Here is a 10,166-nt window from a genome sequence, read left to right on the forward strand (position 1 = left end):
CATTGTCAATAGCCCAAAAACTCTATAAAAACATTCCTCCAGAAACTTCAATTCTTTGTCCATTGATCCAGCCAGCATCCTCGGTACATAAAAAGGATACTACCCCGCCAATATCATCCGGAAGACCTACTCTACCCAATGCGGTGGCATTTGCTACCACGGTATTAATATCTTTATTATCTCTCACTCTTCCACCTCCGAAATCAGTCTCAATAGCTCCCGGCGCTACTACATTCGCCTTAATCTTTCTTGCACCCAATTCTTTAGCCATATACTTTGTCAGCATTTCTACACCTGCTTTAATGGAACCATAAACAGAAGACCCCGGAGTAGCAAACCTTGCCAATCCTGAAGAAATGTTAACAATCCCGCCACCATCATTAATAAAAGGCAATAATTTTTGAGTCAAAAAGAATACTCCTTTAAAGTGAATATCCACCATATCGTCAAGCTGCTCCTCTGTAACTTCGGTAATGGGAGAATACAAAGCTGTTCCCGCATTATTGACAAGGTAATCAATATTGGAGCTTCCTGTTGTTTCTTGTAAATGATCTGTAACATTTTTTACAAAGTCATTAAAACTTTTATGATCCTTAGTATCCAATTGAAAGGCTATAGCGTTTCTCCCCCTGCTTTTTATTTCGTTAACAACTGCTTTTGCTTCTTCTTCATTATTTCTGTAGGTAATGATGACATCTAATCCTTTCTCTGCAATTTTAAGGGCTGAATTTTTACCCAAACCACGATTAGCTCCTGTTATCAATGCAATTTTTGTTCTTGTATCCATTTTTATTTTGATTTTTTTGATGATACAAAGTTGGTGTATTTTCAGCAGGGTTTGTTTGCTTGAATCAATCTGAAATTTGCAAAATTCAAATCATGACCGAAATTCCAACGGTGTATATGATGTTTTTCTTTTAAAGAAGTTTGAAAAATGAGCAATCTCCTCAAAACCCAAGACATAGGAAATCTCAGAAACATTCCATTGGGTTTGTCTTAAGAGTATTTTCGCTTCCTGAATAATACGGTCTCCAATAAATTCTGTGGTAGTTTTTCCTGTACTTTCTTTTAATCTTTTATTTAAATAATTAACATGCACTGCCAGTCTTTCTGCATAATCCTTTGCTGTTTTCAGCCGAAGCCTCTGTTCCAGGGATTGAATGGGAAATTGCCTCTCCAACAATTCTATAAATAAGGAAACCACCCTTAAAGATGCATCATTAGAAGTAGAAATTTTTGTTGCCGGTTGTAATTTTTGTCCATAATGGATTAATTCAAGAACATAGTTTCTGATCAGATCATATTTAAAGACATAATCGGAATCTATTTCTTTTTTTATTTTTTTAAAGAGTATATCTATTTCATCTGCCAGTTCATCATCAATTTCAAATACAGGAATGCCTCCAGGCTGGAAAATAGGCAGGCTCTCCAAACCATTGTAAGTCCTATCCTTGATGAAAAAATCCTCCGTAAAAACACAGAAGCTTCCTGACTGTTCACTATCTTCAGGTATCCAGTGGTAAGGAACTTTCGGGGTAGCAAACAATAAGGCGTTCTGCCTGATGGAGATTACTTTATCTGCATATTCTGCCCTATTATTGCCCCTGATCAGGCTAATCTTATAGTATTTCCTTCTGTTATAAGGCATTTCTGAGGTCGTCTTTATCTTTTCAATGGTTTGCGCGATGTCAAATACATTGAAATGTCCAATATCTTTATGAAGACCTTTGGGAAAAATATCTTCAAGGTTCTTACCCAGCTTGGTCGTCATCTCCCTATAAAAGTCTTCCAGTGAAGAATGGGCTATTTTTTCCATGACAAATGATTTGTAAAATTCAAATATACAAAGTTGATTTTTAATGATCTGAAAATAAAATACCATTTCATTTTTATCTACAGTAAGTGATATATGTGAAAATATTTACCTACATTAGTCATCGTTAACTTATTAAAAATCAAACCAATGAAGACAAAAATTTCACAAATCGGCAAAAAGCTGAACAAAAAAGAGCTGAAAACCATTACGGGTGGATTATTAATGTGTATAGACCATACAACAGGTCTATGTAGAACAACAGGAAAAATGTGTGCAGAAAGAGAGTGTAGATATGTACTGGAACCTCCTTTTCCATTTTAATTAAATAATACAACAAAAAATAGCTTTCTGACATCAGGAAGCTATTTTACTAATCATCAAAAAAAAGCCCCTTTCACCTTTTACATTCTAAAAGGCAAAAAACGCCCCCAAATTCATGGAAGCGCTTTTTTATAGACTAACTTTAATATTTTCTTTTATACGTTGAATCTGAAGTGCATGATGTCACCATCCTGAACTACATATTCTTTTCCTTCTACAGAAAGCTTTCCAGCTTCTTTGATCTTTACCTCAGAACCGTATGTCATATAATCATCATACTTGATAACTTCTGCACGGATGAATCCTTTTTCAAAGTCTGTGTGGATTACACCAGCTGCCTGAGGAGCTGTCCATCCTTGTCCGATAGTCCAAGCTCTTACTTCTTTAACACCTGCTGTAAAATAAGTCTGAAGCTTTAATAAATCGTAAGCCTTTCTAATCAAACGGTTTACTCCAGGCTCTGTAAGACCTAGTTCTTCAAGGAAAATCTCTCTTTCTTCGAAAGTTTCCAGTTCATTGATATCAGCTTCAATCTGAGCTGCTAATACGACAACTTCAGCTCCTTCATTTTTAGCCATTTCCTCGATCTTTCCAATCCAGTCATTTCCGTTTTTGATAGAGTTTTCATCTACATTACAAACGTAAAGCACAGGTTTATTGGTCAAAAGCTGAACTTCTCCAATGATTGATTTTGCAAAGTCATCTACTGCAAATTCTCTTGCATTCTTCCCATCTTCCAGGAATTTTTGCAGATTTTGAAGGGTCTCGTACGTCAAAAGATCTTCTTTCTTACCAGACTTGATGAATTTTTTAGCTTTTTCAACTGCTTTTCCTACTGTTTCAAGGTCTTTCAGCTGCAATTCAATATCAATAATTTCTTTATCTCTTAGTGGATCTACTGAACCTTCAACGTGGATGATATTTCCGTTATCAAAACATCTCAAAACATGGATGATTGCTTCACACTCACGGATATTAGCCAAGAACTGGTTACCCAATCCTTCTCCTTTGCTGGCCCCTTTTACAAGACCTGCAATATCAACGATTTCAACTACAGCCGGTAAAACTCTTTCCGGTTTTACTATTTTTTCCAATTCAAACAATCTCTGATCTGGTACGGAAACCGTTCCAAGATTGGGCTCAATAGTACAGAAAGGATAGTTTGCTGATTGAGCTTTTGCATTACTCAAACAGTTAAAAAGTGTTGATTTACCTACATTCGGCAGGCCTACGATTCCACATTTCATATTGTAAAATTCAAAGTTTAGGGTTTAGTGGCTAAAGTTCAATGTTTAAAGTTTAAGGGTATTGTTCCTTTTTCACTTAAAATTATTGAGTCTTTAACTTTCAGCGTGCAAAGATAGTGAAATTAAAGGGAGTTTCATAATAAAAAAATCTGTCAGTAATTTGACAGATTTTCAAACAGTTTTTGTTTTATTCTTGATTTTTATGGACGATCTCCCGTGGCCTCCTGAGCCAGAGGAACGTCGTTAGGTGCTTCCTGTAAAGCTTTATCTAAGGTAAATAGAGATTCGTCTGTTGCACGATCACCACCTGCAATTTTTAATTTATCAATTAAATTGTGAGCAAGGGTTTCTTCTTCAATCTGTTCCTGAACGAACCATTGCATAAAGTTCCATGTTGCCCAGTCTTTTTCGGTCATAGAAAGGTCTACAATTTTGTAGATGGCGGTTGTATTGTCAACTTCATGTTTAAAAACCCCATCAAAACAAGCTGTAAGAGATTCGGGATCAGCCGGAGGTGCAGGGATGGCAGTAACTTTAGGTTTTCCGCCTCTGTTTAAAATATATTCCATAAACTTGATTGAGTGGTTTCTTTCTTCCTGAGCATGCCTGTAAAGAAAATTGGCAATTCCCTGATATCCTTTGTCATCTGCCCAAATTCCATAAGATAGAAAAATGTGTGATGCATGAATTTCCTTGTTCATCTGATCACTAAGTGCTTTTTCCACTTTTGCGGAAAGTCTGTTAGTATTCATAATTTTATATTTTGGTGATTATGAGACTATTCATGCAAAAATGGTTCCGCTAAGGTTTGTGAATTATGTTAAATGAAACAAAATAAAACGTATCATACTGATTAAAAGTTACTTAAATCCACAATTTATAGTTATTCTAAAATATTACTTCTCTGTATATTATTATTTTCTGATCAATAATAAAACACTATAAATAAATATTTTACATTTTGCAATCACAAAAAAAGGGTTCAACTTTCCGTTAAACCCTTTTTATATTTTCAAAAATTTGATGGAGTCTGCTTTAAAGCATCATGTTTTATTTTACCTGATCTTCTTTGCGGTGTAATCACTTTCATTTCCTAATCTGTCAATGGCTTTAATGGCTACTCCATTTAGTTTTTTACCATCTTTGGATTTAGGAACGTCTTTTGAAAGCGTATCCAGCGTTAGAATCTCTGTCTGCCATTCTCCGTTATACTGGGTAAAAAGTACCCATTGAAAAACATCGGCTGCATTTTTTGTACTCCAGCTCACCTGTGCGGAGCTTCCATTGTCTGTGATAAACAATGTGGGTATTTGCAGTGGCAAAGCCTTAATCCATGGGGATTTTGGAACTAATGCTTTTTCATTATAAGGACCATTTTTCAAAGCAGGAAGCATTCCTGGATTTTTCGTAAGTCCGGCAATACTCCAGTGAATTTCTCCTGCATCATTTTTCAGAATTTTTCTGGAGATTTCAATTTGGTTTTTAATTTCTGTAGGGCGGTCAGATACTTTAATCTCAACTGTATTTAAGCCTGGCCACAGGTGTCTCTTCATTGTATTTTCAGACTGCCACCAGTTTAACAAGGATTCAAATGCCTGCCCTTTTGAATCAATAGGCCAGTATAATTGTGGAGAGAAATAATCTACCCATCCTTTATTCAGCCATAATTTGGCATCTGCATATAGTTCATCATACTGCGAAGATCCTACAACTCCTGCAGGATAACCCGGTTTCCAGATTCCAAACGGGCTGATTCCGAATCTTACATTATTTTTCTCTGCATGAATTTCTTTATAGATGCGTTCTACAAATTTATTAACGTTGTCTCTTCTCCAGTCTGCTCTTGACAAGCTCCCGCCGCTGCTTATGTATGCATTCCAACTTGCGTGGTCAGGAAAATCGGCACCTTTGTTATAGGTTGCATATGGATAGAAGTAGTCATCAAAGTGAATGGCATCAATGTCATATCTTTTTACAATATCCTTTACTACATTGGAAACATGTCCTTGTGTTCTTGGATTTGCGGGATCAAACCAATACATTCCGTTCTTTAATCTTACTACAATGTCAGAAAGGGTATTGGCCATTGACAGCTTTGTTACTGAACCTCCGTTGGTATGGTGAGCACGGTAAGGATTTAACCAAACATGCAGCTCCAATCCTCTTTTGTGAGATTCTTCAATCCAAAACTGAAGTGGATCATAATTAGGGTAAGGAGGTCTTCCGGTTTCGCCTGTTAAAAAGTACGACCAAGGCTCAATATTACTTGTATATAAAGCATCTGCCGAGGGTCTGATCTGAAAGATAGCAGCATTGAAGTTATTATTCTTCAGCATATCCAGCATATTGATGGCTTCTGCTTTCTGTTGTTCTACTGTAAGGTCGTTTCTTGAAGGCCAGTTGATATTGGCTACACTGGCAATCCATGCTCCACGAAATTCTCTTTTGATTTCCGGAAGATTGGTTCTGAAAGTTTCTTCCGTTTGATTTGTTCCTGTTGTGGGTTTAGTTCCTGCTACAGGAGGTTTGGGTTGAGTTGTATTGGTGTTGGGTTTTGTTGTATTTTTAGCGGGAGGGGTCTTTGTTACATTATTCTGAACTGAACATGAGGTACTGTAAGACGCAAAAACTCCTAATAAAACGATAAGTTTTAATTTATTCATTCTCATAGCCACAAAACTACTTTAAATTATATTTTAATATTTTGGATTTTCATCTGAAAAATAAACAATTTTTCCGATTATTTAGAAAAAAAGCCTCGAAAAATTCGAGGCTTTTCTATATGATAACAGTTTTAAATCAGAAGCTATTAAGCTTTAGCTGATCTTTCAACTCTTTTTCTTTCTTCTTCAGAAAGGATTTTCTTTCTCATTCTGATGAAGTTTGGAGTTACCTCAATTGCTTCATCACCTTGGATATATTCCATACATTCTTCAAGAGAGAATAAGATTTTCGGAGCAACACCTGTATCTTTATCTTTTCCAGAAGCTCTCATGTTATTCAACTGTTTTGCTTCTACGATGTTTACTACCAAGTCTCCTGGCTTGTTTTGTTCACCAATGATCATTCCTGCATAGATTTCCTCACCCGGATCAACAAAGAACTTACCTCTATCCTGTAGTTTAGCGATAGAATATTCTGTAGCTGGACCTTGAGTCTTGCTGATTAATACTCCATTGTTTCTTCCCGGAATAGCACCTTTGAAAGGCTTATATTCTGTGAAACGGTGTGCCATAATAGCTTCACCTGCAGTAGCTGTCAACATTTGAGAACGCAATCCGATCAAACCTCTTGAAGGAATTTCGAATTCCATGTGCTGCATTTCACCTTTAGTTTCCATAATGTGAAGGTCACCTTTTCTTTGAGTAGCTAAATCGATAACTCTTGAAGCATATTCTTCAGGAACATCTACTACTAAAGATTCATAAGGCTCACATTTTTCACCATCAATTTCTCTTAGGATAACCTGTGGCTGACCAATTGTCATTTCGTAACCTTCTCTTCTCATTGTTTCGATCAAAACAGATAAGTGAAGAATACCTCTACCGAAAACTAGGAAAGTGTTTGCATCGTCAGTTTGTTGAACTCTTAATGCTAAGTTTTTCTCTAATTCTTTTGTTAATCTCTCTTTCAAGTGATTAGACGTTACATATTTACCATCTTTACCGAAGAAAGGTGAATTGTTGATAGAGAACGTCATGTTCAATGTAGGCTCATCAATTGCAGTTCTTTCCAATGGTTCAGGGTTTTCAAGATCTACGAATGAATCTCCGATCTGGAAAGCGTCAAAACCTACTACAGCACAGATATCTCCTGCTTTTACTTCAGTTACTTTTTTCTTTCCTAATCCTTCGAAAACGTAAAGTTCTTTTACTTTTCCTTTTACAACTTTACCATCTGCCTGAGCTAAACCAATCCACTGAGATTCTTTAAGCTCTCCTCTTGTTACTTTCCCGATTGCAATTCTTCCTAAGAAAGAAGAGAAATCTAGAGAAGTAATCTGCATTTGAAGATTTCCTTCAGTTACCTTTGGTTCAGGAACATATTGTAAAATCCCATCTAATAATGGCAAGATATCTTCAGTTTGTTCTAATGAAGTGTTGAACCAACCTTGCTTAGAAGAACCGTAGAAAGTTGGGAAATCCAACTGCTCTTCAGTAGCTTCAAGGTTGAAGAATAAATCAAATACCTGATCGTGAACTTCGTCCGGACGACAGTTTGGTTTATCTACTTTATTGATAACAACTAAAGGTCTTAAACCTAATTCTAAAGCTTTCTGAAGTACGAATCTTGTTTGTGGCATTGGTCCTTCGAACGCATCCACCAACAAAATAACTCCGTCAGCCATTTTTAATACTCTTTCTACTTCCCCACCGAAATCCGCGTGACCAGGAGTATCAATTACGTTAATTTTTGTGTCTTTATAAGTAACAGAAATATTCTTGGATAAGATGGTGATCCCTCTTTCTCTTTCAAGATCATTGTTATCCATAATTAATTCTCCACTCTCCTGATTTTCTCTGAAAATATTGGTAGCGTGAATGATTTTGTCAACCAAAGTCGTCTTCCCGTGGTCAACGTGTGCGATAATCGCAATATTTCTAATGTTTTGCATATAGGATTTTTACGGGTGCAAAAATAGTGATTTAAAATGAATTAATTAAAATCTTTATGCAATATTTAACAATTTCATAATGAGAAATTTAGATAATTCCCTCTTAAAATGTCCGAAAAAATATAATACGTGAAGTTCTATTACTGGTTTATTTTAACTTTATTTCAATAAAAATTTTGAAAAAATAAATTGTGTTAATTAACAGTCTTAAAAATCCGCAATTAACTTTATTAAGCATTTCCTTATCAATGTCTTATCAAACGATAAAGCAAAACAAGGTCAATCAAAACCACGATGAAAAATTTTACAAGAAATGATTTTTTAGAAACCTTATGATTAAAGATGACCATTCCGGAAGCCGCCCCTACAACTCCTATCAATGAAAGTGCTAAAAGAACGTTCTCGGAAATCCTCCAATGATGTCTTTTGGCTTGCAGTTTATCAAATCCAAAAACTCCGAAAGTAATAAGGTTAGCGATCAGCAGAAAAGGAATCATTGTACATTTAATTTGCTGCAAAAGTAAAGTTTAATTTAATGATAGAAAAAGTTTGGAATTTAAAATATTCTCGCTCATCAATATTTGTAATGTTTTTCAAAATAAGATTTTTTAAATTTGCCATCCATAAAAAACGAATCAATGACAGTATATGATTTGGCAGGAACTTATTCCATCAAAGGAAGCAATCAGGAAGAGTCTGATCAGGTTTCTTATCAAGGTACATTAATTTTATCCGTTGATAAAAATGCCCGTGTTATTGCTCAATGGACGATTGGAGATCACACCCAGAAAGGAACAGGGTTTTATAAGGACCACATCTTGGTGCTTAATTTTAATTACAAAGGAGATGATCATAAAATCTATAAAGGAGTTGCGGTATACCGTTGCCTAAGCATGGATATATTGGACGGATTCTGGTCTGAAAAACATGGCAATCCTTTATATCTGGGAAGCGAATATTGTGTACGTATTCAGAATTCATGGGAGCTGAACTAATGGTTTTTGTAGAATTCTAAAATAAATAATCTCAACAAATATCCAATAAAAACACCCTAAACTCACCTTAGTTAGTATATTGTTTCATTTGTGAATGGTGAGATTTTAAAATAAAAAAGAGCTGCCTTATTCAGACAGCTCCATAATTATAATATATCCGGCTAATTATTTTTTAGCTTTTACATCGATTGCGATCTCAATATCTTTGCTGATCATCCATTCTGCAGGATCTGCTTCAGAAGTACCAAACTTAATTCCCCAATCTGTTCTGTTTACAGTAAATTTAGCCTGAACCGCTGCTGTATTATCTACTACATCTACTTTAGCAGGGAAAGTAACATTCATTGTTTTTCCCATTAATGTAAGGTTTCCGCTTACTGTTTTGTTAGCACCTGCAACAGCATCTTTTGGAGCTTCCTTAAGGTCTGTTACACTTGTGATTTTAAAGTCAGAAGCAGGGTTTTTCGCTACATCAAAGAAATCAGGATTTTTAAGGTGAGCTTCAAGATCTGCCGGTTTTTTATCTTTTTCAGTTACTGAAGCCGGATCAACTTTAATGGAAGTCATATCAATATTGAAGTTTCCTGCTACAACCTGTCCCCCTTCAATGCTTAGATCTCCAGATTTTACGTTAAGAGTTCCCCAACGAGGTGCAAAACCTCCTTTATGGAAAGCTTTCCAGTTAACGATAGACGTTGCCGCATCTACAGCCAATACTTCTCCTTTGCTTTCTGCAACGCTTTGCTCGGTAGCTACAGCTGTATCTGTTTTTTCTTTATTATTACAAGATGCTGCTAGCAATCCTACTCCTACTAATGCAATTACACTAAGTTTTTTCATATTATTAAATTGTTTAAAAAAGTTTAATCGAAATTTTTTTTGTTGTTTTTCGGTTACAAAAATAGAAAAACCATATTTCTATCATCTTAACATATATCAAGAAATGATTTTTTTAGATTTTATTATTCATTTGAGAAAAATAAACAGCAAAATAGTAAATTTATAGCTTATTACAATGATAATAGAAAATTTTGGATAAAGAAAGGTTTGTGAAATTCTTTCAAAAATTATTATCTTCGTGATTAGTCACAGCGTCGCAACCATTGAACTGCCAAGGGAGTTTGTTGTGAATTGCTTTCAAAAATTATTATCTTCGTGATTAATCACAGCAC

General features: G+C 35.4%; 10 protein-coding genes. 2 read left to right on the forward strand and 8 right to left on the reverse strand.

Annotated elements, in window-relative coordinates:
- Positions 1-22: 22 nt before the first annotated feature.
- On the reverse strand, positions 23-787 hold the full coding sequence (locus C7D53_RS20715) for an SDR family NAD(P)-dependent oxidoreductase (protein ID WP_106918289.1): 765 nt from the start codon (positions 785-787) through the stop codon (positions 23-25).
- A 90-nt stretch (positions 788-877) separates the two neighbouring features.
- Positions 878-1,816, reverse strand: a complete 939-nt coding sequence (locus tag C7D53_RS20720; protein ID WP_106918299.1) for a helix-turn-helix domain-containing protein — start codon at positions 1,814-1,816, stop codon at positions 878-880.
- A gap of 147 nt (positions 1,817-1,963) precedes the next feature.
- On the opposite strand from C7D53_RS20720, the gene C7D53_RS20725 reads away from it, so the two are divergent.
- Positions 1,964-2,137: a bacteriocin gene (locus C7D53_RS20725; protein ID WP_106918290.1), complete on the forward strand. Its 174-nt coding sequence runs from the start codon at positions 1,964-1,966 to the stop codon at positions 2,135-2,137.
- A 155-nt stretch (positions 2,138-2,292) separates the two neighbouring features.
- On the opposite strand, the gene ychF is transcribed toward C7D53_RS20725, so the two are convergent.
- The 5 genes from ychF to C7D53_RS20750 all read right to left on the reverse strand — a co-directional run bounded on the left by ychF (position 2,293) and on the right by C7D53_RS20750 (position 8,496).
- Positions 2,293-3,384: a redox-regulated ATPase YchF gene (gene ychF / locus C7D53_RS20730; protein ID WP_076351477.1), complete on the reverse strand. Its 1,092-nt coding sequence runs from the start codon at positions 3,382-3,384 to the stop codon at positions 2,293-2,295.
- A 200-nt stretch (positions 3,385-3,584) separates the two neighbouring features.
- Positions 3,585-4,136, reverse strand: coding sequence for a ferritin (locus C7D53_RS20735; RefSeq protein WP_106918291.1), 552 nt, complete (start codon positions 4,134-4,136; stop codon positions 3,585-3,587).
- Positions 4,137-4,439: 303 nt separating this feature from the next.
- A complete protein-coding gene (locus C7D53_RS20740; RefSeq protein ID WP_106918292.1) occupies positions 4,440-6,053 on the reverse strand; it encodes a glycoside hydrolase family 10 protein in 1,614 nt (537 codons plus the stop codon).
- 140 nt (positions 6,054-6,193) lie between these two features.
- Entirely contained in the window at positions 6,194-7,999 is a 1,806-nt protein-coding gene (gene typA, locus C7D53_RS20745) for a translational GTPase TypA (RefSeq protein WP_106918293.1), read from the reverse strand.
- A 245-nt stretch (positions 8,000-8,244) separates the two neighbouring features.
- Positions 8,245-8,496, reverse strand: a complete 252-nt coding sequence (locus C7D53_RS20750) for a DUF1294 domain-containing protein (protein ID WP_106918294.1) — start codon at positions 8,494-8,496, stop codon at positions 8,245-8,247.
- Between the two features lie 141 nt (positions 8,497-8,637).
- Here C7D53_RS20750 and C7D53_RS20755 point away from each other — a divergent pair, with 141 nt between their 5' ends.
- Entirely contained in the window at positions 8,638-8,994 is a 357-nt protein-coding gene (locus C7D53_RS20755; protein ID WP_106918295.1) for a hypothetical protein, read from the forward strand.
- Positions 8,995-9,159: 165 nt separating this feature from the next.
- Here the strand turns inward: C7D53_RS20755 and C7D53_RS20760 are convergent, their stop codons facing one another.
- Positions 9,160-9,834: a YceI family protein gene (locus tag C7D53_RS20760; RefSeq protein ID WP_106918296.1), complete on the reverse strand. Its 675-nt coding sequence runs from the start codon at positions 9,832-9,834 to the stop codon at positions 9,160-9,162.
- Positions 9,835-10,166: the final 332 nt, after the last annotated feature.

The organism is Chryseobacterium aurantiacum (assembly GCF_003020585.1).
GTDB classification, from domain to species: Bacteria; Bacteroidota; Bacteroidia; order Flavobacteriales; family Weeksellaceae; genus Chryseobacterium; species Chryseobacterium aurantiacum.

Bases quoted from the DNA above. Each gene is read 5' to 3' on its own strand.
- C7D53_RS20715 (WP_106918289.1), bottom strand. From the start codon at position 787: ATGGATACAAGAACAAAAATTGCATTGATAACAGGAGCTAATCGTGGT.
- C7D53_RS20720 (WP_106918299.1), bottom strand. From the start codon at position 1,816: ATGGAAAAAATAGCCCATTCTTCACTGGAAGACTTTTATAGGGAGATG.
- C7D53_RS20725 (WP_106918290.1), top strand. From the start codon at position 1,964: ATGAAGACAAAAATTTCACAAATCGGCAAAAAGCTGAACAAAAAAGAG.
- ychF (WP_076351477.1), bottom strand. From the start codon at position 3,384: ATGAAATGTGGAATCGTAGGCCTGCCGAATGTAGGTAAATCAACACTT.
- C7D53_RS20735 (WP_106918291.1), bottom strand. From the start codon at position 4,136: ATGAATACTAACAGACTTTCCGCAAAAGTGGAAAAAGCACTTAGTGAT.
- C7D53_RS20740 (WP_106918292.1), bottom strand. From the start codon at position 6,053: ATGAGAATGAATAAATTAAAACTTATCGTTTTATTAGGAGTTTTTGCG.
- typA (WP_106918293.1), bottom strand. From the start codon at position 7,999: ATGCAAAACATTAGAAATATTGCGATTATCGCACACGTTGACCACGGG.
- C7D53_RS20750 (WP_106918294.1), bottom strand. From the start codon at position 8,496: ATGATTCCTTTTCTGCTGATCGCTAACCTTATTACTTTCGGAGTTTTT.
- C7D53_RS20755 (WP_106918295.1), top strand. From the start codon at position 8,638: ATGACAGTATATGATTTGGCAGGAACTTATTCCATCAAAGGAAGCAAT.
- C7D53_RS20760 (WP_106918296.1), bottom strand. From the start codon at position 9,834: ATGAAAAAACTTAGTGTAATTGCATTAGTAGGAGTAGGATTGCTAGCA.